At 65.1% G+C, this 22,017-nt stretch carries 19 protein-coding genes and 1 tRNA gene; 13 read left to right on the top strand and 7 right to left on the bottom strand.

Annotated elements, in window-relative coordinates; all coding sequences use genetic code 11:
• Window positions 1–306 precede the first annotated feature (306 nt).
• From A3Q7_RS0103305 to A3Q7_RS0103290, 4 genes are all read left to right on the top strand, one after another.
• Window positions 307–1,164 carry a hypothetical protein gene (locus tag A3Q7_RS0103305; protein WP_232417797.1) on the top strand — a complete coding sequence of 286 codons (858 nt, stop codon included), beginning with the start codon at window positions 307–309 and terminating at the stop codon, window positions 1,162–1,164.
• Between the two features lie 113 nt (window positions 1,165–1,277).
• Entirely contained in the window at window positions 1,278–2,096 is an 819-nt protein-coding gene (locus A3Q7_RS0103300) for a PEP-CTERM sorting domain-containing protein (protein ID WP_018410426.1), read from the top strand.
• Between the two features lie 99 nt (window positions 2,097–2,195).
• Entirely contained in the window at window positions 2,196–2,978 is a 783-nt protein-coding gene (locus A3Q7_RS0103295; protein ID WP_018410425.1) for a PEP-CTERM sorting domain-containing protein, read from the top strand.
• A 231-nt stretch (window positions 2,979–3,209) separates the two neighbouring features.
• The gene (locus A3Q7_RS0103290; RefSeq protein WP_018410424.1) at window positions 3,210–4,202 is read left to right on the top strand and encodes a PEPxxWA-CTERM sorting domain-containing protein; all 993 of its coding nucleotides are present in this window, start codon (window positions 3,210–3,212) and stop codon (window positions 4,200–4,202) included.
• A gap of 164 nt (window positions 4,203–4,366) precedes the next feature.
• Here the strand turns inward: A3Q7_RS0103290 and A3Q7_RS0103285 are convergent, their stop codons facing one another.
• Both A3Q7_RS0103285 and A3Q7_RS0103280 read right to left on the bottom strand, forming a co-directional pair.
• Complete coding sequence (locus tag A3Q7_RS0103285) at window positions 4,367–5,827, bottom strand: sigma-54-dependent transcriptional regulator (protein ID WP_018410423.1); 1,461 nt, start codon at window positions 5,825–5,827, stop codon at window positions 4,367–4,369.
• Window positions 5,802–7,286, bottom strand: coding sequence for a sensor histidine kinase (locus A3Q7_RS0103280; RefSeq protein WP_018410422.1), 1,485 nt, complete (start codon window positions 7,284–7,286; stop codon window positions 5,802–5,804). Before A3Q7_RS0103280 ends, A3Q7_RS0103285 begins: the two co-directional genes overlap by 26 nt.
• Window positions 7,287–8,573: 1,287 nt before the next feature.
• Between A3Q7_RS0103280 and A3Q7_RS0103275 the strand changes: the two genes are divergently transcribed.
• The 4 genes from A3Q7_RS0103275 to A3Q7_RS0103260 all read left to right on the top strand — a co-directional run bounded on the left by A3Q7_RS0103275 (window position 8,574) and on the right by A3Q7_RS0103260 (window position 11,808).
• On the top strand, window positions 8,574–8,867 hold the full coding sequence (locus A3Q7_RS0103275) for a DUF4212 domain-containing protein (RefSeq protein WP_018410421.1): 294 nt from the start codon (window positions 8,574–8,576) through the stop codon (window positions 8,865–8,867).
• A gap of 1 nt (window position 8,868) precedes the next feature.
• Complete coding sequence (locus tag A3Q7_RS0103270) at window positions 8,869–10,935, top strand: sodium:solute symporter family protein (RefSeq protein ID WP_026224434.1); 2,067 nt, start codon at window positions 8,869–8,871, stop codon at window positions 10,933–10,935.
• Window positions 10,936–11,048: 113 nt separating this feature from the next.
• A tRNA-Ser gene (locus tag A3Q7_RS0103265) sits at window positions 11,049–11,138 on the top strand.
• 262 nt (window positions 11,139–11,400) lie between these two features.
• A complete protein-coding gene (locus A3Q7_RS0103260; RefSeq protein WP_018410419.1) occupies window positions 11,401–11,808 on the top strand; it encodes a hypothetical protein in 408 nt (135 codons plus the stop codon).
• Window positions 11,809–12,567: 759 nt separating this feature from the next.
• Here the strand turns inward: A3Q7_RS0103260 and acs are convergent.
• A complete protein-coding gene (acs, locus tag A3Q7_RS0103255) occupies window positions 12,568–14,538 on the bottom strand; it encodes an acetate--CoA ligase (protein WP_026224433.1) in 1,971 nt (656 codons plus the stop codon).
• Window positions 14,539–14,769: 231 nt separating this feature from the next.
• Here acs and A3Q7_RS0103250 point away from each other — a divergent pair, with 231 nt between their 5' ends.
• The 5 genes from A3Q7_RS0103250 (at window position 14,770) to A3Q7_RS0103230 (ending at window position 19,934) form a co-directional block, all read left to right on the top strand.
• A complete protein-coding gene (locus A3Q7_RS0103250; protein WP_018410417.1) occupies window positions 14,770–15,294 on the top strand; it encodes a TIGR00645 family protein in 525 nt (174 codons plus the stop codon).
• 77 nt (window positions 15,295–15,371) lie between these two features.
• The gene (locus A3Q7_RS0103245; protein WP_018410416.1) at window positions 15,372–16,907 is read left to right on the top strand and encodes a fumarate hydratase; all 1,536 of its coding nucleotides are present in this window, start codon (window positions 15,372–15,374) and stop codon (window positions 16,905–16,907) included.
• A 227-nt stretch (window positions 16,908–17,134) separates the two neighbouring features.
• Entirely contained in the window at window positions 17,135–18,328 is a 1,194-nt protein-coding gene (locus tag A3Q7_RS0103240) for a cation:proton antiporter (protein ID WP_018410415.1), read from the top strand.
• Window positions 18,328–19,446, top strand: a complete 1,119-nt coding sequence (locus A3Q7_RS0103235; protein WP_018410414.1) for a YbdK family carboxylate-amine ligase — start codon at window positions 18,328–18,330, stop codon at window positions 19,444–19,446. The genes A3Q7_RS0103240 and A3Q7_RS0103235 overlap by 1 nt, the downstream gene beginning before the upstream one ends.
• The gene (locus A3Q7_RS0103230) at window positions 19,443–19,934 is read left to right on the top strand and encodes a DUF456 domain-containing protein (RefSeq protein ID WP_018410413.1); all 492 of its coding nucleotides are present in this window, start codon (window positions 19,443–19,445) and stop codon (window positions 19,932–19,934) included. The genes A3Q7_RS0103235 and A3Q7_RS0103230 overlap by 4 nt, the downstream gene beginning before the upstream one ends.
• 48 nt (window positions 19,935–19,982) lie before the next feature.
• On the opposite strand, the gene A3Q7_RS21060 is transcribed toward A3Q7_RS0103230, so the two are convergent.
• The 4 genes from A3Q7_RS21060 to A3Q7_RS0103210 form a co-directional block, all read right to left on the bottom strand.
• On the bottom strand, window positions 19,983–20,762 hold the full coding sequence (locus A3Q7_RS21060) for a general secretion pathway protein (protein ID WP_077231391.1): 780 nt from the start codon (window positions 20,760–20,762) through the stop codon (window positions 19,983–19,985).
• Between the two features lie 5 nt (window positions 20,763–20,767).
• Window positions 20,768–21,148 (bottom strand): type II secretion system protein, encoded by a 381-nt coding sequence (locus tag A3Q7_RS0103220; RefSeq protein ID WP_018410411.1) that lies wholly within the window; start codon window positions 21,146–21,148, stop codon window positions 20,768–20,770.
• 6 nt (window positions 21,149–21,154) lie between these two features.
• On the bottom strand, window positions 21,155–21,649 hold the full coding sequence (locus A3Q7_RS0103215; protein WP_018410410.1) for a type II secretion system protein: 495 nt from the start codon (window positions 21,647–21,649) through the stop codon (window positions 21,155–21,157).
• Between the two features lie 70 nt (window positions 21,650–21,719).
• Window positions 21,720–21,962: a hypothetical protein gene (locus A3Q7_RS0103210; protein ID WP_018410409.1), complete on the bottom strand. Its 243-nt coding sequence runs from the start codon at window positions 21,960–21,962 to the stop codon at window positions 21,720–21,722.
• Window positions 21,963–22,017: the final 55 nt, after the last annotated feature.

The following is a 22,017-nucleotide window of genomic DNA, read 5'->3' as shown; positions in this document are numbered from 1 at the left end:
TGTCCTGCCCGGTCACTGACCTCACTCATCCACGGAGCCGCCATCCGTCGCCATGACGGGTGAAGCGATTCCGGCGTGCCGATCCACCGCAAGGCGAGCGATCGACGTCAGGAACAGCCGGCATCCAGCTTCATTCAGATGTGCTTCGCATCCTCGCGAAAAGCGGGGAGGGAGCCGCTCGCACATAAAAACATTGTCCTTTTAAATCATGTGTTTGCAATACTTTTCAATGTGAAGTTATCCCGCCGATATGCAGGAACTTTTCCCTGATTGATTCGATGCATGACTCCTATCCTGCATAGGTCCATGTCGTTCGAGAACGCGTACCGGGACGCAGGCCCCGGTGCGCAGGACACCCCCGGCGACGTCCGGTGCGTCGCCATTCAAAGCCCAAGAGGAGAAAAAACGATGCGAAGAACCTTGCTTTCCGCTGCACTGGTGATGGCGTGCGGCGCCTTGTCCGCCCCGGCGATGGCCGACTTCGTCACGCTGAATACGTCGGGCTCGCTGGTCATGACGTCGTGCAACCCGACACCCACCTGCCGCACCAGCGCATGGCCCGGATCGAACCCGGGTGGCTATGTGCTTCTCAACGCACGCCGGACGAATATCGTCGTGAACTCGGTGACGGTCGGCAAGGTGCTCGATCGCGTGTGGCGCAAGCCCGGCACCAGCACCTATGTGTTCGCGACCCGCGTCATCCTCAACGACGAGGACTGGGGCAACGGTTTTCCCTTCGAAGTCGATGACATCTTCCGTTACGGCTTCTCCAGCAGCGCATCGCTTGCTGCGGGTTGGCGGAATGCGCGCGTCAGCGACCAGGCGATCGACCAGGTCGGCCGCACCAGCGTCGGTCTGAACGAGGGCACGAAGACCTTCAATCTCGGCGTCGTGGACTTCTTCTCGCCTCTTTTCGTCCAGATTCCCGAAGAAGGCGGCGATGACGATGACGACGATGAGGAAGCAGTCGCAGGCGGCGCAGATGAGGACGAAACCCTGGATACCGGATCGCCGGGCAAGGTTCGTACCGCCTGGTATTACGTCCGGACCACGGCAAGCGGTTACCAGCTCGGCAGCAACGCGATCCGTCTCTGGAATGGCGGAGAAAGCGAAGGCCAGGAGCCCATTTCATTGTGGTTCAGCGGCTTCGTTCCGACCCACTGACACACACCACGCCCGGGTTCCGCGAGGAGCCCACTCGTTGTTCCAGAGCGGCTCCGGCGTATCCATCCGGAGCCATCACATCCGCAGCACGATGTTCATCAGAGGAGAAACACATGAAACACAGCATGTTCCGCGCAGCAGGCGCATTCGGCATCATGTTGATCGGCGCCGCCGCGCACGCCAGTTCGGTCTCTCTGCCCACGACCGGAACCATCATGGTTCCGTGCCAGGACAGCGGCAACGGCAATTCCACCAGCTTCACATGCGCCATGGGTTCCACGTCCACCGCGACGTCCGGCTACTCGCTCCTTACGAGCAGTTCCACCACCATCGTCGCGGGGTCGACCAATGTCGGTACGCTCTATGACCGAGTGTATGGCAATGGCGCGGGCTCATACATTTTCGGGGTGCGCATCAATCTGAATGACAACACCTGGGATTCGACCAACCTCACTTTCGAGGTGAACGACATCTTCCGCAGCGGTTTTTCCGGCGCCACTGCGCTCAGCGGCGGTTACTCGAAGGTGGATGTCTCCGGCGTCACCGACGAATATGCACGATCGATCGGCCGCTCCAGCAAGGGGCTGAACGAAACCGGCGTAGGCTCCTATGACGCGAACTGGGTGCGCTTCGAAACCGATGTGAACGTCGAGGACCCGGACGACACAAGCCCGGGCACCTCGGCCTGGTACTGGGTGGTGGTGAGTGGCGCGAGCGGATACACGACAGGGGAAGACGCGATCCGCCTCTGGGAAGCCGGAGAAGAGGACCAGACTCAGATCTCCCTCTACTTCGACGGCTATGTCCCCACCTATAGCGGTGCCCGCCTCGCCGCCGCCACGCTGGCGCCGGTGCCGGAACCGACCGAGTACGCCATGTTCCTGGCCGGCCTGGGCGTGCTGGGCGTGATGGCGCGCCGCCGCACGCGCTGAGCGACTGAGCGCCACTGACTTGGCGCTGCCTGACCGGGGCGATGAGGCACGATGTTTGCCTCATCGCCCCTGCATGTTCGTACACAGGGAGTTTTCATCTTGCGTTCCGCATTCCGTACCTGGGCGATCGCCGCCCTGCTCGCCTGCAGCACCCAGGCCCAGGCGCTGAACGGCGCCTCGACCGGCAACAGCTATGTCCATCTGGGCACCGTGGGCACAGGGGGTCTCGACGGCATCCTGATCGCGCCCAACTGGGTACTTACGGCCGGCCATGTGGCGCAGACCGGCATCACCTTCAGTTCAGCACTGGGCAGTGCCACCGTGGATGCCGCCTACCGCGCGCCCGGATTCAGCTTCCCGGCCAATGACCTGGCGCTGCTGCATCTGTCGTCCGCCCTCGATGCGAGCAGCTTTCCGACACTGAATGCGGAGGTGATCGGCAACGACAGTGCGGCAGAGGGGCTGCCGGTCACCATTGCGGTGACCGCGCAATCCGGCGCGCAAAGCCATGCCTACACGACGGTGGATGCCGCCTTCGACCAGGTGGCGCTGGAGGGCGGCAGCACCGCCACGGTGTGGTATCTCGCCACTGGCAGCACCGCGAATGGCAGCCCCTATCTGCAGGGCGGCGACAGCGGCGGCGCATTATTCGCCGGTCAGGCCGGCAACAGCCAGTCGCTGCTGATAGGCATCGCGTCGGCCACCGATGGCAGCCTGTCCTATTTCGTGCAGCCCGGCGCCTATCGCGACTGGGTGGACGCCACTCTGGCCGCATCGGGCCAGCGCGCGCTGTGGAATGTGTCCGCGGTGCCGGAACCTTCTGCCGCATGGCTGCTGTGCGCCGGACTGGCCGTGCTCGCAGCGCGCCGTCGCAGGGTGTGACCGCCCGGCAAGGTGGTTGAAGGCAACCACCTTGCATGCATTCAACCACCTCGGGCCGCTCGGCGTCCGCCCGCTGCTCGGCCAAGGGCGGGCACACCGCGGTCCACGGCGCGATTGCACCCCACCCAGGGGATTTCATCCCGCAAGGGAACGCTTCTTGCTGTTCATCGGCCGAGCCCACGCAAGGGCCTCACCCCATTCTCGAATCCAGAAGAACCAGGAGGACAGCAGATGAAAACCTTACGCCAGCTCACGCTCGGTCTGGCCCTGGCGAGCTGCTTCGGCAGCGCGAACGCCTACATCAATATCGTGTTCGATTACACCTATGACACGAACAACTTCTTCACCGCCGACCGCCGTGCAACGCTGGAACAGGCGGCAGCGGCATTCGAAACCCGCGTATTCGACACGCTGGACGCCATCACGTCGACGCCCGGCGGCAACAGCATTTCTCTGAACATCCTTGGCACGAGAATCGAGAACGCGAACATCGCCAAGAACGAATTGCGCATCTATGTGAATTCGGCCATTAGCGTTGGTAGTACCGCGGGTGAAGCCACTCCCATCAGCGCCAATCAAGGCGGCATGGGGGTGAAGGGCGACACTAGCTATATCAATGCGTCGTGGTCGCGCGGACAAACCGGATGGCCGGACAGCGAAGTCGGCACCTGGGGCGGCTCCATCACCTATGACAGTAACGTGAGCTGGTACGCCGACAGCGATGTCAGCACCATCGAATCCTTTGCGGGCCAATGGGACCTCTACACGGCCACGCTGAAAGGCCTGGTCGAAATCATGGGCGTCAGTGGCAACGGCGTGGACACCGCCTATCGGGAAAAGCTGAATGGCCTCGGCAATTTCAATGGCGACAAGGCCAAGACCGAATATGACGTGCGCGGTGGCAGGCAGAATCTGCTGCAGGCCATCCCGACCGAAAAGATCTATTCCCACGAAACCCGGCTGGCGGCAAACATCAAAGGAGATCTGACCCGCAACGGGGTGGAGACGGAACAGCTTGCGCTGCTTGCCTGGGGCTTGAGCACCGGTGAACGCCGCTACATGACCGATCTGGACTGGGCCATCATGGACGATATCGGCTGGGACGTCACCGGCTTCACCGTCATGCCGGAAACCCCGCCCATCCCGGAACCGCAGACCTGGGCCATGCTGGCGGCCGGCCTCGGCCTGATCGGCTATACCGCGCGCAAGCGCCGCATGATGTAAGCGCGGTCATCACGATCTGAAGACGCGAGGCCCGCACCGGCCAGCCCGGTGCGGGCCTCTTCGTTTTCGTGCCAGGGTGAGGTGCGGAGTGCCGGTGCCGGTGCCGGCGCCGCGCGCGGCGCATCCGCCGCGCATTCAACGCCGCAGCCGGCCCCCACCCGGCTTCATTCGTCTATCGAGCCGCGCAAGCCGTGCTTTTCGATGCGGTAGCGCAAGGTCATGCGACTGACGCCCAGACGGCGGGCCGCTTCCGACACATTGCCGCGCACCTTGTTGAGCGCGCGCTCGATCAGCCAGCGCTCGGCTTCGTCCAGTGTCATGGACGCGATGGGCAGCGCGGCATCGGCATCCCCCGCCACAGCGCGGGTGGCGCCGGGCGCCGGCAGGCCGAGATCGTCCGGCCCGATGCTGCGCCCCTGGCACAGCAGCACGGCGCGCTCGATCAGGTGCTTCAGTTCGCGCACATTGCCGGGCCAGTGATAGCGCTGCAAGGCGGCCAGCGCCTCGGGCTGGAACGCCGGTTCCACCAGCGCGTAGCGCCGCGCCATCTGCGCCGCGAAGTGGCGCGCCAGCAGGCTGACGTCATTGCCGCGCTCGCGCAATGGCGGCATGGTGAGCGTGACCACATTGAGCCGGTAGTACAGATCGGCGCGGAACTGGCCGGCGGCGATCATGGCCGGCAGATCGCGATTGGTGCCGGCCACGAAGCGTGCGGCGATCGGCCGTTCGCGCGTGGCACCGACGCGCCGCACGACGCGCCGTTCGATCACGTTGAGCAGCTTGGCCTGCATGTCCAGCGGCAGTTCGCCGATTTCATCGAGAAAGGCGGTGCCGCCCTCGGCCGCTTCGAGCAGGCCGGCGCGCGCGCCCTGGGCGCCGGTGTAGGCGCCCTTTTCGTGGCCGAACAGTTCGGCTTCGATCAGCTCGCGCGGCAGCGAGGCGCAGTCGATCTGCACGAAAGGGCGATCGGCCAGCGGACCGGCGCGATGCAACAGGCGCGCCGCGACATCCTTGCCGGTACCGGTTTCGCCGACGATGAGCACGGTGGGCGGCGGCGCAAGACCGCTGCCGGCCAGCGCCGCGAGCGCCGTCACCTGTTCGCGCGCGGCGCGCATGACGGCGCTTTCGCCCAGCATCTGGATGTTGTCGCTCAGATGGCTGCGGTGGCTTTCGCGGCTGCGCGAGTAATCGACCTTCTGCTTGAGGCCGGCGGTGCGCAGCACGCGCTCGATCACCAGTTGCAGTTCCTGGAGATCCACCGGTTTCTTCAGATAGTCGGCCGCGCCCAGCTTCATCGCGCGTACCGCGTCCTCGACCTCGCCATAGGCGGTGAGCACGATGACCGGCACCGAGCGCGCCTCGCTGTTGAGTTCGGGCAGCAGATCGAGGCCCTGACCATCCGGCAGCCGGATGTCGAGCAGCACGACGTCGGGCGCGAAGCGGCCGATGGCTTCGCGCGCCTGCGCCATGGTCATCGCGTGTTCGCAGGCATAGCCGGCGGAATCCAGGCGGCGCGTGACCGCCCGCGCGAACAGGGATTCGTCCTCGACCAGCAGCACGCGCGCCGCGCCTGCCGGGGTGGCGCCGGCTTCGCCGGCTTCAAGCAGTTCGTCGTTCGACAGCATGAGGATCCTTCATCGGCAACACCATGACCGCTTCGATGCCGCGGTCGTGATGGATGAATTCGAGCCGCCCGCCGTGCACCTCGCACACCTTGGCGGCGAATGGAATGCCCAGGCCACTGCCCTGCAGCTTGGTGGTGGCCACCGGCTTGAGACCGCGCGGCGCCGGCGCGCTGCTCATGCCCGAGCCGTAGTCGCGCACCGACAGGCTGACCTCGCCGCCGGCACAGGCATGGCGCAGGATGATTTCGGCGCCCGGCGGCGATGCCTCGATGGCGTTGTTGAGCAGGCCCAGCAGCGCCTGCTCCATCAGTTGCGGGTCGAGTTCGGTGCTGCCGCCCTCTTCCCAGCCGACCCGCCGCAACTGGATGCCGCGCGCCTCGATGCGATCGGCAGCCAGCGTGGACACGGTGTCGAGCAGCGTGCTCACGGTGACCGGCACGCGCTGCGGCTGCAGCGGGTGCAGATAGGACAGCAGCGAATAGGTCCAGCGGTCGAGCCGGTCGGCGGCGGCGATGATGCCCTCCAGCCCTTCGCGCACATCGTCCGGCAGCGCGTCGTCGTCGATCACCTGGGCGGTGGCGCGTATGCTGGCCAGCGGGTTGCGGATGTTGTGCGCTACCACCGGCACCAGCGCACTGAGCGTGGCCTGCTTTTCCGCGGTGAGCAGCGCCTCGCGGCTGGCTGCCAGGTCGGCCGCCATGGCATTGATGGCACCGGACAGACGCACCAGTTCGGCGGCGCCGCGTTCGGGCACGCGATGGCCGAAACGGCCGTGACTGATGATGCGGGTAGCCGTCATGATGTCGGCCAGCGGTTCGGCCACGGCGCGTCGCAGATAGCGCCGGAACACGATGAAAATGAGCGTGGCCAGCAGCAGCGGCAGGGCGAGCAGCCAAGGCACGGCGGCCTGCAGCCAGGACAAGCGCCGGTCCACGCGCACGCGGTCGCGCAACAGCAGCGCTTCAAAGGCGTCGAGCTCTTGCTCGAAATCACGGAATCCCCCTTGTTCGAGTGCGAGGTCCAGACTGGCCCCTTCGGCCTGCACCATGGCCGGCGTCGACTGCAACAGCGTTTCGCCATAGCCGCGCACGCGGTCGTAGGCGGCGCGCAGGGCGTCGACACGTTCGAGCTCTTCGGCCCGTTTCACCTGCCCATACACAAGAACGAAATGCTGATCGATGTCCTGTGCATAGCTCTTGAATTCATCCGCCGCACCGATGTCGCCGAGGAAGGCGTGATCGAACACCTCCTTCATCTGCCGGTACAGGCTGCCCCGCATGTCCAGCGCCTCGCGGCTCATGGTGGCCAGGCGGTCACGCTCGTCCGCCGCCTCGCGCCACAGATACAGCCCGGACACCCCCATCACCGCCGAAAACAGCAGCAGCCCCAGATAGAGCACCGCGTAACGCAGTTGCAGACGCTGCAGCGATTGGGCTTCGCCGATCAGGTGGGTAGCCAAGAGACGAAGACGACGACGGACAGATCTGCGCCTTTGCAAGAAGCAAGCCCGATACAGCGCCACGAATGGAGAAGTACCCCGCAACGCGCGCGCGCTCATCCCGACCTCGCATGGCATGATCCAGCAGGCATTCCGGGAACACGTCCCGAACACCGGGGCCGCCGACCGCACCGCCGGCCCCTGCTCGCCCGCTGACTGAACGTCGTGCACCGTGGTTCAAAAAAGCCACCTTGCATCATTTCAACCACCAGTCATGAGCAATGCGCCATGATGGGGCAATACGCGAGATGGAATGAGGGACGTCGTCCCTGATGATCCGGGCGACTGTCCCATATCCGCATCGGCGATATGACTTTAGTAATACAGATCCGCGCCGCCCTGCCTCCCCTCTCTCATCCGTGAGGCACATCGGCAACGGCGCCGGTCTCCCCTCTCCCACATCAGTGGGAGAGGGGCCGGGGGTGAGGGCGAACGGGATTGCCCGCGATGCAGCCTCGAGCGAAGCCCGCGGCCGGCATGCGCCGTATCGCGGCCAGAGGCCGCTCCCACAAGAACTCGCGACAAACACGAACGGAGCCGGGGTTTCGTGGGAGCGGGCTTGCCCGCGATCAGCTCTCGAACGAAGCCGGCGGCCGGCATGCGCCGCATCGCGGCCAGAGGCCGCTCCCACCAAAGTCCGCCCTGACCACGAACGGAGCCGGGGTTTGTTGGGAGCGGGCTTGCCCGCGATCAGCTCTCGAACGAAGCCGGCGGCCGGCATGTGCCCCATCGCGGCCAGAGGCCGCTCCCACAAAAGCTCGCGACAAACACGAACGGAGCCGGGGTTTAGTGGGAGCGGGCTTGCCCGCGATTCAGCCTCGAACGAAGCCCGCGGCCGGCATGCGCCGTATCGCGGCCAGAGGCCACTCCCACAAAAACTCGCGACAAACACGAACGGAGCCGGGGTTTGGTGGGAGCGGGCTTGCCCGCGATCAGCTCTCGAACGAAGCCCGCGGCCGGCATGCGTCGCATCGCGGCCAGAGGCCGCTCCCACCAAAGTCCGCCCTGACCACGAACGGAGCCGGGGTTTGGTGGGAGCGGGCTTGCCCGCGATCAGCTCTCGAGCGAAGCCGGCGGCCGGCATGCGCCGTATCGCGGCCTGCGACCGGTCACACAAAAGTTCGCTTGACGCGCGAACCATGCCTTTGCGCGCAAGGACCGATGCGCGGATGCGTAAGTATTCCGTAAGTCTCATCTGCATGATGACGCGCACATCACAAGAACGCTGCGGTTGTCGAGGTGGCACCCATGCCGCCCCGCACATCGCGCGCGGAGGAGCCCTGCATGCAGTTGTCGGAAAGCCATCGCCGGTACTGGCGGCGCAATCTGCGCATCACCATCGTCCTCATCCTGATCTGGCTGGCGGTCACCTTCCTGCCCATCTATTACGCGCAGGCGCTCAACCGCATCACCTTTCTTGGCTGGCCGCTGGCTTTCTACATGGGTGCTCAGGGCTCGCTGATCATCTATGTGCTCATCATCGGCTACTACGCGTGGACGATGAACCGCCTGGATCGCGAGCACGGCGTGCAGGAGGACTGACATGCCGAACCGACAGTCACAGTTCAATCGCCAGCTCAGGCGGATGTACGCCTGGTACACCGGCGGCTTCGTGCTGTTCGTCGTCCTGCTTGCGATCGGCGAACAGCTCGGCATGCCTTCGCAATGGATAGGCTATGTGTTCATGTTCGCCACCATTGCGCTGTATGCCGGCATCGGTGTGATGAGCCGTACGGCGGACGTGTCGGAGTATTACGTCGCCGGCCGCCGCGTTCCCGCCCTGTTCAATGGCATGGCGACCGGTGCCGACTGGATGTCGGCGGCGTCATTCATCGGCCTCGCCGGCACGCTCTATTTCAGCGGCTATCAGGGGCTGGCCTTCGTGCTGGGCTGGACCGGCGGCTACTGTCTGGTGGCGCTGTTGCTTGCACCATATCTGCGCAAGTTCGGTGAATACACCATCCCCGATTTCCTGGGTGCCCGCTACGGCGGCAATCTCGCGCGCATGATAGGCGTGGGCGCGACCATACTGGCCTCATTCACCTATGTCGTGGCGCAGATCTACGGGGTGGGCCTGATCACCAGCCGTTTCGTCGGGCTGGAGTTCGAAGTGGGCGTATTCGTCGGTCTGGCGGGCATTCTCGTGTGCTCCTTCCTCGGCGGCATGCGCGCGGTCACCTGGACGCAGGTGGCCCAGTACATCATCCTCATCCTCGCCTATCTCATCCCGGTGGTCATCCTGTCCACCAAGGTAACCGGCATCCCCTTGCCACAGGCGATCTACGGGCAGGTGCTGGAAAAGCTGTCGGCGAAGGAGGCACAGCTTTTCACCGCGCCGGACGAGCTGGCCGTCAATACGCTCTACCAGCAGCGTGCCGACGACTACGCGGCCAAGATCCGGGGTCTACCCGCATCGCTGGAGGCCGAGCGCACGGCGCTGACTGCGCGGCTGGAAACACTGAAGGTGGCCAACGCACCGGCCAAGGAACTTGCGGCGGCCGAGATGGGATTGCGCAATATGCCGCGCGACGAGGCGGAAGCGCGCCGTATCTGGGGCGACGCGCTGAAGCAGGCGGATGCCAAGGCACGTCCTCCGCAGCCGCATACGGCGGCCCATGCGGGGCGCAACGAGGACGAATCCGACACCAGACGCCTCAATTTCATCGCCCTGGTGGTCTGCCTGACGGTGGGTACGGCTTCATTGCCGCACATCCTGATGCGCTACTACACCACGCCCAGCGTGAAGGAGGCGCGGCAATCGGTATTCTGGTCGCTGTTCTTCATTTTCCTGCTCTACGTCACCGCGCCGGCCTATGCCGTGTTCGCGAAATGGGAGGTGTACGACACCCTGGTCGGCACCACCATTGCATCGCTGCCTGGCTGGGTCGCGTCCTGGGGCAAGGTGGGACTGGTGAAGATCGAGGACATCAATGGCGACGGACTGCTGCAACTGGCGGAACTGTCGCTCAATACCGACGTGATCGTGCTGGCCACGCCGGAAATCGCCGGTCTGCCCTACGTCATTTCCGGTCTGGTTGCCGCAGGCGGGCTGGCGGCGGCGCTGTCCACCGCTGACGGACTGCTGCTCACCATCGCCAACGCCATGTCGCACGACGTGTATTACAAGGTGATCGATCCGCAGGCCTCGACCCAGCGACGGCTGGTCATTTCCAAGGCGCTGCTGCTGGTGGTCGCATTGGTCGCCGCCTATACCGCATCGCTCAAGCCGGACAGCATCCTCTTCATGGTCGGATTCGCCTTTTCGCTCGCTGCGTCGGCTTTCTTCCCGGCGCTCGTGTGCGGCGTGTTCTGGAAGCGGGCGAACAAGCAGGGCGCGGTGGCCGGCATGCTGACCGGGCTGGCGGTGAGCCTGTATTACGCGTCGACCACCCATCCCTTCTTCGGTGGCGACCCGTCCAATGCCTGGTTCGGTGTGGAACCCATCTCGTCCGGCTTCTTCGGCATTCCCGCCGGCTTCGTCGTGATCGTCGTTGTCAGCCTGCTCACGCCGGCACCTGACCAGGATACCCAGGACATGGTCGAAAACCTGCGCTATCCGCGGCTCGACGGCGGCCGGCAGGGCGGAGACAGCGATCCCGGCGCGTACTGAAGTCCCGCGAACGACCCGCAGGGCGGACAGCGGCCGGCGCGCCGGCAGATCCGCGAGGGCCGGGCGCACGCACAGAAAATCGCCGGATTCTGATATAGTCGCGCCTCTTTGCAGGAGAGGTGGATGAGTGGTTTAAGTCGCACGCCTGGAAAGCGTGTTTAGGTGAAAGCCTAACGCGGGTTCGAATCCCGCCCTCTCCGCCACGCATTCAGCAAGCAAGCGCCTTTCGGGGCGCTTTTTTGTTGCACCCAACATCGCGCCATGTCCCGCATCCGGGATATGCCGCGGTCGTCCGCAAGGCCCTTGCTCCGTCCGCAGTCGTTTCGGGCCAGGCGGCGAACGGGCCCGGCCTTTCCTTCGTTTCTTGACTTCGCTCCCGCGTCCGCGACTCTGTTCTTGCCGCAGCACGGCTGTAAAGTTGTCGCGGCAGACTGGCAGCCTTTGATCGTCCGGGAATCTCAAGTCATGAACCGAGCCGCGAGGCATCTATTCCGCACCCTGTTCTGCCTGGCGCCTTTTGTCGCGCTTGCTCACGCCGCACCCGAACCGGCGTGTCAGGTCGAATCGAGCACCCCGGCGACCATGGATGTCGTATGCCTCATTCCGCTCGCGGCCGCGCCGCAGCAGTTCGAGTTTCAGGCGACCTTCTCGGGCAGCCATGACGACACCCGCCTGAAGATCGAAACCGCGCTTGACGGCAAGTCGCTCGCATGTGACAAGGGCAGCAAGACCGAGTCGGAATTCGAGGATGGCGACATCACGCTCAATTGTCGATTCTCCGTATCCGGCGCTCAGGGCAGCACAGCGCGCCTGAAGACCGGCCTTCGCTGGAGTCACGCCGAATACGCCGAGCACCGCTTGCTCAGGCGCTGAGGGTTGTCCGGGCAAGCCCGTTCCCACCAGACCCTGGCTCCGCTCGTGTTTGTCGCGAGCTTTTGTGGGAGCGGCCTGTGGCCGCGATGCGGCTCATGCGTACCGCGGGCTTCGTTTGAAGCTGCATCGCGGGCAAGCCCGCTCCCACCAAACCCTGGCTCCGCTCGTGTTTGTCGCGAGTTCTTGTGGGAGCGGCCTCTGGCCGCGATGCGGCGCATGCCGGCCGACGGCTTAGTTCGAAGCTGCATCGCGGGCAAGCCCGCTCCCACCAAACCCTGGCTCCGCTCGTGTTTGTCGCGAGTTCTTGTGGGAGCGGCCTCTGGCCGCGATGCGGCATTGGCACGCCGCAGGCTTCGTTCGGGGCTGCATCGCGGGCAAGCCCGCTCCCACCAAACCCTGGCTCCGCTCGTGTTTGTCGCGAGTTCTTGTGGGAGCGGCCTCTGGCCGCGATACGGCGCATGCCCGCCGACGGCTTAGTTCGAAGCTGCATCGCGGGCGAGCCCGCTCCCACCAAACCCTGGCTCCGCTCATGTTTGTCGCGAGTTCTTGTGGGAGCGACCTCTGGCCGCGATACGGCGCATGCCGGCCGCAGGCTTAGTTCGAAGCTGCATCGCGGGCGAGCCCGCTCTCACGAAAGCCGGGCTCCGTTCGCGGTCCGGGCAAGCCCGCTCCCGCAATGCCTCTGTCCGGGGTGCCAAGGGATGAAAAAAGGGCGCGACCTTTGCGGGTCGCGCCCTGCTTCGGCCCTGCGGGGCCGGATCAGAGGGTCTGTGCCAACTGATCAAGGATGGCGGGGTTTTCCAGCGTCGAGGTGTCCTGCGTGATCTGTTCGCCCTTCGCGATGGAACGCAGCAGGCGGCGCATGATCTTGCCGGAGCGGGTCTTGGGCAGGTTGTCGCCGAAACGGATGTCCTTCGGCTTGGCGATCGGACCGATTTCCTTGCCCACCCAGTTGCGCAGCTCGTTGGCGATCTGCTTGGCTTCGTCGCCGGTGGGTCGCGAACGCTTGAGCACCACGAAGGCGCAGATGGCTTCACCGGTCAGGTCATCCGGACGGCCCACGACGGCCGCCTCGGCCACCAGCGGGTGCGCCACCAGGGCCGATTCGATTTCCATGGTGCCCATGCGGTGACCCGACACGTTGAGCACGTCGTCGATGCGGCCGGTGATGGTGAAGTAGCCGTTCTTCGCGTCGCGGATCGCGCCGTCGCCGGCCAGGTAATAGCGCCCCTGGAAATCGGCCGGGTAGTAGCTCTTGACGAAGCGGTCCGGGTCGCCCCAGATGGTGCGGATCATCGACGGCCACGGCTTCTTGACCACCAGGATGCCGCCCTGCCCCCACGGCACGTCATGGCCGGTCTCATCGACGATGGCCGCCTGTATGCCGGGGAAGGGCAAGGTGCAGGAACCGGGCACCATGGGCGTGACGCCGGGCAGCGGCGTGATCATGTGACCGCCGGTTTCGGTCTGCCAGAAGGTGTCGACGATGGGGCAACGGCTGCCGCCGACCATTCGGTAGTACCACTCCCAGGCCGCCGGATTGATCGGCTCGCCGACCGAACCGAGCAGGCGCAGGCTGGACAGGTCGTAGCTCTTCGGATGCACGGCCGAATTGGCTTCCGCCGCCTTGATGAGCGAGCGGATGGCGGTCGGCGCGGTGTAGAACACGGTGGCCTTGTGGTCCTGGATCATTTTCCAGAAGCGGCCGGCGTCCGGGTAGGTCGGCACGCCCTCGAACACGATTTCGGTCGCGCCGCAGGCCAGCGGGCCGTAGGTGATGTAGGTGTGGCCGGTGACCCAGCCTATGTCGGCGGTACACCAGAAGACATCGGAAGGCTTGATGTCGAAGGTCCACTTCATGGTGAGCACCGCATGCAGCAGATAGCCGCCGGTGGAGTGCTGGACGCCCTTGGGCTTGCCGGTCGAGCCCGAGGTGTAGAGCAGGAACAGCGGATGCTCGGCATCGACCCATTCGGGTTCGCAGGTATCCGCCTGTCCTTCGAGCGCTTCGTGCAGCCACACGTCGCGGCCCGCGACCATGTTGCAGGCGCCACCGGTGCGCCTGTAGACGATGACGGTCTTGCAGGATTCGCAGCCGCCCATGCCGAAGGCTTCGTCGACGATGGGCTTGAGCGGGATGTTCTTGCCGCCGCGGCACTGTTCGTCCGCGGTGATCAGCATGACGGCGCCCGCGTCATTGATGCGGTCGCGCAGCGACTGCGCGGAGAAGCCGCCGAACACCACCGAGTGGGTGGCGCCGATGCGGGCGCAGGCCTGCATCGCGACAATGCCTTCGATCGACATCGGCAGATAGATCACGACGCGATCGCCCTTCTTGACGCCCCTGGCGCGCAGCGCATTGGCCAGCCGGCACACGCGGCCCAGCAGGTCGCTGTAGCTCACGTGAGTGACCGTGCCGTCGTCGGCTTCGAAAATGATGGCGGTCTTGTCGCCCAGGCCGGCCTCGATATTGCGGTCCAGGCAGTTGTAGGACACGTTCAGCGTACCGTCCTCGAACCACTTGAAGAACGGCCGGTTGTCCTCGTTCAGGGTGCGTGTGAACGGCGTCTTCCAGCTCACGTGCTCGCGTGCGAGACGCGCCCAGTACCCTTCGTAATCGCGCTCCGCCTCGGCGCACAGAGCCTTGTAGGCATCCATGCCTGACACGGCGGCATTGCGCACCATGTCCTGCGAGGGCTCGTAGACGCGAACTTCAGTTGCTTCTGACATACAACCTCCTCCATCACTCGAACTGTTCTCGCACACCGGCAAGCGCGCCGGCATGCAACGAATGGCCTTGTGAGCCACCGACAGGCGCGCAAGCGCGCTCATTTTTTGCTGCCTTTTTGCTGCGATTACAGCCAGTACGACTTACAGTGCGCTTACGCACCCTGGTCCGGCCGGGCTGCAAGGTGCGGATGGTAATATCAGCCCGGTCTTTTGTCTTATATCTGAGTTGCGATGACGAATCTTGGACGTGTTCTAAAAAGCTGCATCTTTGCCAGCCGCTGGCTGCAAGCCCCGCTCTACTTCGGTCTCATCGTCGCCCAGGCGGTGTACGTCTACCTGTTCATGGTGGAACTTTCGCACTTGGTGCACCGCATCGGCAACCTCACCGAGACGGACATCATGCTCATCGTGCTGGGTCTGATCGATGTGGTGATGATTGCCAACCTGCTCATCATGGTCATTGTCGGCGGCTACGAAACCTTCGTGTCGCGACTGAACCTCGAAGACCACCCGGACCAGCCCGAGTGGCTGTCCCATGTGAACGCGGGCGTGCTGAAAGTGAAGCTCGCCACCGCACTGATCGGCATTTCCGCCATCCACCTGCTGAAGACCTTCATCAACGCCGGCCAGCTCGAGGACCGCGTGGTGCTGTGGCAGGTGGTGATCCACATGGTGTTCGTGGCGTCGGCCATGGCCATGGCCTATACCGACAAGCTGATGACGCAGACGCTGGTGCTCAACAAGCAGCATCACTGAACGATCGCCGGAGCCGCTACCCGCGGTCTCCGGTGCGTGCCGCCAGAAGCGGCTTCACCACCGAAGAGGACTTTTCCATGAGCCAGCCCATCCGCCAGGACCATTTCATCCAGTCCATCGCCGATGCCTTCCAGTTCATTTCCTGTTATCACCCGCTCGACTTCATCCAGGCGCTGGGTGCGGCCTACGAGCGGGAACAGTCGCCAGCGGCGCGCGATGCGATCGCGCAGATCCTGACCAATTCGCGCATGTGTGCGGAAGGCAAGCGACCGATCTGCCAGGACACCGGCATTGCGGTGGTCTTCCTGAAGGTGGGCATGAATGTGCGCTGGGACGCGACCATGAGCGTGACCGACATGGTCAACGAGGGCGTGCGCCGCGCCTATCTGCATCCGGACAACACGCTGCGCGCCTCGGTGCTGCTCGACCCGGCCGGCAGCCGCAGGAATTCGAAGGACAACACGCCGGCGGTCATCCATTACGAAATCGTGCCGGGGGATCATGTCGAGGTGATCTGCGCAGCGAAGGGTGGCGGTTCGGAGAACAAGTCGAAAATGGTCATGCTGAACCCGTCCGATTCCATCGTGGACTGGGTGCTGAAGACGGTGCCCACCATGGGCGCCGGCTGGTGCCCGCCGGGCATGCTGGGCATAGGCATAGGCGGTACGCCGGAAAAGGCCATGCTGCTGGCGAAGGAATCGCTGATGGAGCCGGTGAATATCCAGATCGTCGCCGACAAGGCGGCACGCGGCGAGAAGCTCACGCGCATCGAGGAACTGCGGCTGGAACTGATGGAGAAGGTCAACGCGCTGGGCATAGGCGCGCAGGGGCTGGGCGGCCTGTCCACCGTGCTCGACGTGAAGATCCTCGACTATCCGACGCACGCCGCTTCGCTGCCGGTGGCGATGATTCCGAACTGCGCCGCCACCCGCCATGTGCATTTCCATCTCGACGGCTCCGGCCCGGCCAAGCTCGAACCGCCGCGCCTCGAGGACTGGCCGGCGGTGACCTGGCAGGCGGATACCAAGACGTCGAAGCGGGTCGACCTGAACACGCTGACGCGCGAGGAAGTGGCTTCGTGGAAGCCGGGCCAGACCCTGCTGCTCAACGGCCGGATGCTCACCGGCCGCGACGCCGCGCACAAGCGCATCGCCGACATGCTGGCCAGGGGCGAGAAGCTGCCGGTGGACTTCACCAACCGCGTCATCTACTACGTCGGCCCGGTCGATCCGGTGCGCGACGAAGTGGTCGGCCCGGCCGGCCCGACCACCGCCACCCGCATGGACAAGTTCACCGAAATGATGCTGGCGCAGACCGGCCTCATTTCCATGGTCGGCAAGTCCGAGCGCGGTCCGGCGGCGATCGAGGCCATCCGCAAACACAAGAGCGCGTATCTGATGGCGGTCGGCGGCGCGGCCTACCTGGTATCCAAGGCGATCAAGGCGGCGAAGGTGGTGGGCTTCGAAGACCTGGGCATGGAGGCCATCTACGAATTCGAGGTGGTGGACATGCCGGTCACGGTCGCCGTGGATTCCGGCGGCACCTCGGTGCACGACACCGGCCCGCGCGAATGGCAGGCGAAGATAGGCAAGATTCCGGTCGCGACCGCGTGATACCCTACCGCCCATCCTGAAGCCGGCAGCGCCGGCCCCCTCAATCAGGGAGCGCCAGCACGCGGCTCCCGGACCGGCCAGGGCCGGTCCGCCTCCCTGCACTTCGCCCCGGTCATCGCGGTCCACAAGCCCGCCCGGATGAAGAGCCATCGACCTTGAAGATGCCCCGTCGCGACGCCACCCAGGGTGCGACATCGTGCGAGGCGCATCCACCCTCGGAGGAGCCCATGATCTTCGAAGCAGGACGCATGTTCGCTCTGGTCGGCTGGCCCGCGGTGCTGCTCGCCGCGTGGCTGGCGGGCGAGATTGCGCACCGTGGCCTGGGCGTGCCGCGCGTATGCGCCTATTCGCTGGCAGGCATCGTCTACGGCAGTTGGGGCGGCATGCCGGATGAACCGGAAGCGCAAGCGGCATTCACCTTCCTGGCGAACTTCTCGCTGGGTCTTTTCCTGTTCGAGCTGGGACACCGCATCAATCTGCGCTGGCTGGTGACCAATCCCTGGATCGCCATCACCGGCATCGTCGAATCGCTGCTCACCTTCTTCGTCGTGCGTGGGGTCGCGCTCGCGCTGGGCCAGCCGGACGACATTGCCATGGTAATCGGTGCGCTGTCGGTCGCCACCTCGCCGGCAGCACTGGTGCGCGTGGTCAACGACATGCGCGGATCCGGCCAGGTGACCGAGCGCGCGCTGCATCTGTGCGCGATCAACTGCCTGCTGTCGGTGCTGCTGATGAAGGTGGCCATCGGCTACTGGCAGTTGCTGGCGTCCGGCAGCGCGACCGTTGCCGTGTGGAACAGCCTGGTGATCGTCGCGGTGTCGGTGGGCTGCGGCATTCTGGTCGGGCTCCCGCTGCCGCGTCTGCTGCGCCTGTTCCGGGCCGACGAAACCGGCGTGACCATCGTGTTCGCACTGGCCGTGATGCTGGTGACGCTGCTCACCCAGGGCGTGAACGTTTCGCCCCTGCTGGCTGCGCTCACGCTGGGCGTGCTCATACGCAGGCGGCACCACATGCTTACGCCGGCGCAGCGCAACTTCGGCGTGCTGGGCGATCTGCTCACCGTGTTCCTTTTCGTATACGTGGCCGGCATGGCGCAGTGGCCGAGCACGGCAAGCGGGCTGGCGCTCGCCGTGCTGCTGTCGGCCGGCCGCATCGCCGCGAAGATGTCCGCCACCGCGCTGTTCGCCCATGTGAGCGGGACCAGCACGCGCAAGGGTGCGTTGAGCGGGCTCGCGCTGGCGCCCCTGTCCACCTTCGCGCTGCTGCTGCTGGAATACAGCCGGCACGCGGGCTTCGGGCTTGCGGATGGCGCGCTGGCCGCGATCGCCGGCATGATGATCGTGATGGAGTTCATCGGTCCGGTGTGCACCCAATGGGCGCTGCGACTGGCCGGAGAATCCCGACGCAAGGACATGCACTGATGCCACTCGAGAATTTCCATCCGTCGGCCGCGCTCAGCATGGGCGTGGAACTGGAACTGCAACTGGTCGGAGAACACGACCGCGATCTGGCCTCGGCCGCGGCGGACCTGCTGGAACTTGCGGGCCGGCGCAGCTTTCCGGGCGACATCAAGCCGGAAATGACGGACAGCATGATAGAGGTGGCGACCGGCATACACGAGCGCTATCCCTTGCTGCGTGCGCAGTTGCATGCCATACGCGATGCATTGCTGGAAGATGCGGCGCGGCTGAATGTGTCGCTGTGCGGCGGCGGCACCCACCCGTTCCAGCAGTGGCACGAACGGCGGATATTCTCGGCCCCCCGTTTCCAGCAACTGTCCGGCCTCTATGGCTATCTGGCCAAGCAGTTCACGGTATTCGGACAGCATGTGCACATCGGCATGCCGGACGCCGACAGCGCGCTGCGCGTGCTGCATGCGCTGGGGCGCTATCTGCCGCACTTCATCGCGCTGTCGGCCTCATCGCCCTTTTCGCAGGGCAGCGACACGCTGTTCGATTCGTCGCGGCTGAATTCGGTGTTCGCCTTCCCGCTCAGCGGACGCGCGCCCTTCGTGCTCGACTGGGCCCGCTTCGAACGCGAGTACTTCGTGCGCATGGAAGACACCGGCATCGTGCGCAGCATGAAGGATTTCTACTGGGACATCCGGCCCAAACCCGAATTCGGAACGATAGAGCTGCGCGTGTGCGACACGCCGCTCACGGTGGATCGCGCGGCACAGATCGCGGTCTATCTGCAGGCGCTGTGCAGCCTCATCCTGGCCGGCGAGGACCCGGCGCCGCAGGAAGACGACTATCTCGTGTACACCTACAACCGCTTCCAGGCCTGCCGCTTCGGACTTGAAGGCCTGATCGTGCATCCGCGCGGCCACGCTGCGCTTCCGCTGCGCGACGACATACTGGGTACGCTGCAGCGCGTCCTGCCGCACGCCGAGCGGCTGGGCTCGCACGAAGCCCTGACCGCCTTGCACGACATGGTGAAGCGCGATGGCAATGACGCGTGCCGGCTGCGCGGGGTGCATGCCCGTACCGGCAGCCTGCTTGCGGTGGTCGATGCGGCGGTGGCGGATTTTTCGCGATGAGCGCTGGCGATATCGTGCTGTGGAGCCTTGCCTGGCTCGCCGTCGTCGTCGGTTTCGCCGGCGTGGTGCTGCCCGCCCTGCCCGGCATCCCCTTCATGTTCGCAGGCTTCCTGCTGATGGCCTGGCTGGACGGCTTCCAGCATCTGGGTACGGTTTCGCTCACGGTACTCGGGGTGCTGACGGTGCTGTCGGTGCTGATCGATCTGGCCGCCAGCGTGATCGGCGCGCAGCGCGTGGGCGCCAGTCCGCAGGCCTTGGCGGGCGCCGCAGTCGGCACCGTTGTCGGCCTGTTCGCCGGTCTGATCGGTCTGCTGTTCGGGCCGCTGATCGGTGCCGCGATCGGCGAGTTCGCCGCGCGTCGCGATGCGCTGCAGGCCGCACGCGTTGGCGCCGCGACCTGGGTCGGCATGCTGCTCGCCACCGTCGCCAAGGTCGCCATCGCATTCATGATGGCGGGCATTGCCCTGGCGGCCTGGCTGGTGGCCTGAGCGGCGCATCGACGCGGCCCACCACCCGCCGCGCCGGTCCGCGTCGACTCAGCGGCCGGGGACGGCGACGCCCGGAGAAGCGGCACCTTCCAGCTCTTGCGCCGGAGTCACCGGCTGGCTGGTGCCATCGGTCGCGTTCCCCCCCTGCGCGGCATTCTGCGTCGACGCGGCAACCGGAATGAACAGCCAGTCGGCGTGGCGAAGATCTTCCGCCGCCAGGCCGGGCGGGCCTCCTTGCGCAGTCTGCTGCCCGGCTGTTCCGGCGGAGGCCCGTCCCCCGGTCTGCATCTGGGTATTCACCGCACTCGGGAAGGCGCTGTTCTGCAGCCGCGCCAGCGAATCCGGAAGGTTCTGCCCCTGCGCATTCGGCATGCCGCTGCCGGTCGCGGCAGACAGGCTTGTTTTCATCGACGACGCCACCTTCTCGCCGGTGGTATCCACCCAGGGCGGCAGCACCCGTATGCGCGCCTTCTTCTCGGATCGGCTGTAGATCGCGCGGATCTGCCCGCCGCTCACGACCAGGCCCCAGTCGCGATTGCCGGTCATCGGGTCGACATAGATCTTGCGCAGGTGGCGCACCGGTGTCTGGAAGCGCTTGTCCTCGGTCAGATCCTCGAGTCGGGCCGGATACATCCTGGGTTCGGTCGGCGAGGCGTCGTAGTAGCGCTGCAAGGCGCGTCCGAATTCCCCGCCTATGAACAGCAGTTCGCGCTCGCGCTCGGTCTGCGACAAGGTGCTCCACATGAGCGAGGTACCGGTGGCGGCGATGCCCAGCACGGCCACCGCGAACAGCAGCAGCAGATAGGAAAAGCCGCGCTGGGTGCGCATGCCGGTCACAACTCGCCGAATGCCACGCCGTCGCGCGTCTGCCCTTCGGCGCCGCTCTTGAGGTCGGCCACGCCGGTGTCGGTTGCCGTATCGCGCGGCGGCACGATGATCCAGGTTTCGCTGCTGTCGGTCACCGGATCGAATGGCAGCTTGCGCAGATACTGCTTGTCGACCAGTTCCTGCAGATTCTGCGGATAGACGCCACGGTCGCCGCGGAACTTGTCGATCGCGTCGCGCGTGATCGCCAGCGTCTGCTTCAGCGTTGCTTCCCTGGAGCGATCCAGATGTTCGAAATAGCGGGGTGCGGCTATCGTGAGCAGCACGGCGATGATGGCCATCACCACGAGCAGCTCGATCAGCGTGAACCCCCTGCGCAGCAGCTTCATGCAGGTCTACCAGTTGCGATAAGGAACGCCATTCAGGCCGGTACGGCTGGACAGCGAATACACGTCGAACACATCGGCGCCCGGAGCGGGTTCATCCGGAGGGCTGGCATAGCTGCGCAGCCCCCAGGTCTGTTCCGGCGGAATGGACATGTCCTTGTTGAAGGGATCGCGCGGGACGCGGCGCAGGAAATAGATGCGCGCCTCGTTCGGCTGCTTGACGTCGCGCACGCCATTGACCAGCACGTCGAGGCTGGGCGGATATCCGCTGGCACCGACCTTTTTCTCGATGCGCCCTTCGTCCCAGGCCTTCTTGTAGTCATCCAGAGCGGTCCGGATCTGGCGCAGCGATGTGCGCAGCTCCGCCTCGTCGGCACGCACGCGCGCCAGCTCCACCATGGGCATGGCCATGGTGGCGAGCACGCCGATGATGGCGATGACCACCATCAGCTCGATCAGTGTGAAGCCGCGCCGCAGGGACAGAGAAGCGAATCGTGAAACCATCCGGTCAGGCTAGCACAGCATGCGTACGAAGCGATGACAGCCGGACAGTGAAGACGGCGAAGCCGGAGGATCAACCCAGGTGGCTGCGCCAGGGCTGCCCGCCCTCGTGCTCGAGCAGCCACACATAGCGTTGCGAGCGCCATTCGCGCAGGGCGTTCAGGGCGGTATCGAAATCCGGGTAGGACAGCCGGTAGAGGAGCTGTAGGTCGAACGGGGTGTCGTGTTCCAGTGCATCGAGCAACTGCCGGAAAATGCGCGCGCTGTCGTCTTCGACAGGCGCATGGGCTTTTTCGAACACGGCTTGGAGATGCATGGGGAACCTCCTGACGTTCAGTACCCGGGTCGGTGGACGCGAAGATGTAACACGA

The organism is Methyloversatilis thermotolerans, from assembly GCF_000372885.1.
In the GTDB taxonomy this organism is placed as follows: domain Bacteria; phylum Pseudomonadota; class Gammaproteobacteria; order Burkholderiales; family Rhodocyclaceae; genus Methyloversatilis; species Methyloversatilis thermotolerans.
This window is presented reverse-complemented; position numbering and strand designations above follow the sequence as displayed.

Bases quoted from the DNA above. Each gene is read 5' to 3' on its own strand.
- A3Q7_RS0103220 (WP_018410411.1), bottom strand. From the start codon at position 21,148: ATGAAGCTGCTGCGCAGGGGGTTCACGCTGATCGAGCTGCTCGTGGTG.
- acs (WP_026224433.1), bottom strand. From the start codon at position 14,538: ATGTCAGAAGCAACTGAAGTTCGCGTCTACGAGCCCTCGCAGGACATG.
- A3Q7_RS0103245 (WP_018410416.1), top strand. From the start codon at position 15,372: ATGAGCCAGCCCATCCGCCAGGACCATTTCATCCAGTCCATCGCCGAT.
- A3Q7_RS0103235 (WP_018410414.1), top strand. From the start codon at position 18,328: ATGCCACTCGAGAATTTCCATCCGTCGGCCGCGCTCAGCATGGGCGTG.
- A3Q7_RS0103230 (WP_018410413.1), top strand. From the start codon at position 19,443: ATGAGCGCTGGCGATATCGTGCTGTGGAGCCTTGCCTGGCTCGCCGTC.
- A3Q7_RS0103250 (WP_018410417.1), top strand. From the start codon at position 14,770: ATGACGAATCTTGGACGTGTTCTAAAAAGCTGCATCTTTGCCAGCCGC.
- A3Q7_RS0103270 (WP_026224434.1), top strand. From the start codon at position 8,869: ATGCCGAACCGACAGTCACAGTTCAATCGCCAGCTCAGGCGGATGTAC.
- A3Q7_RS0103240 (WP_018410415.1), top strand. From the start codon at position 17,135: ATGATCTTCGAAGCAGGACGCATGTTCGCTCTGGTCGGCTGGCCCGCG.
- A3Q7_RS0103210 (WP_018410409.1), bottom strand. From the start codon at position 21,962: ATGCATCTCCAAGCCGTGTTCGAAAAAGCCCATGCGCCTGTCGAAGAC.
- A3Q7_RS0103260 (WP_018410419.1), top strand. From the start codon at position 11,401: ATGAACCGAGCCGCGAGGCATCTATTCCGCACCCTGTTCTGCCTGGCG.
- A3Q7_RS21060 (WP_077231391.1), bottom strand. From the start codon at position 20,762: ATGCGCACCCAGCGCGGCTTTTCCTATCTGCTGCTGCTGTTCGCGGTG.
- A3Q7_RS0103290 (WP_018410424.1), top strand. From the start codon at position 3,210: ATGAAAACCTTACGCCAGCTCACGCTCGGTCTGGCCCTGGCGAGCTGC.
- A3Q7_RS0103215 (WP_018410410.1), bottom strand. From the start codon at position 21,649: ATGGTTTCACGATTCGCTTCTCTGTCCCTGCGGCGCGGCTTCACACTG.
- A3Q7_RS0103305 (WP_232417797.1), top strand. From the start codon at position 307: ATGTCGTTCGAGAACGCGTACCGGGACGCAGGCCCCGGTGCGCAGGAC.
- A3Q7_RS0103285 (WP_018410423.1), bottom strand. From the start codon at position 5,827: ATGCTGTCGAACGACGAACTGCTTGAAGCCGGCGAAGCCGGCGCCACC.
- A3Q7_RS0103300 (WP_018410426.1), top strand. From the start codon at position 1,278: ATGAAACACAGCATGTTCCGCGCAGCAGGCGCATTCGGCATCATGTTG.
- A3Q7_RS0103275 (WP_018410421.1), top strand. From the start codon at position 8,574: ATGCCGCCCCGCACATCGCGCGCGGAGGAGCCCTGCATGCAGTTGTCG.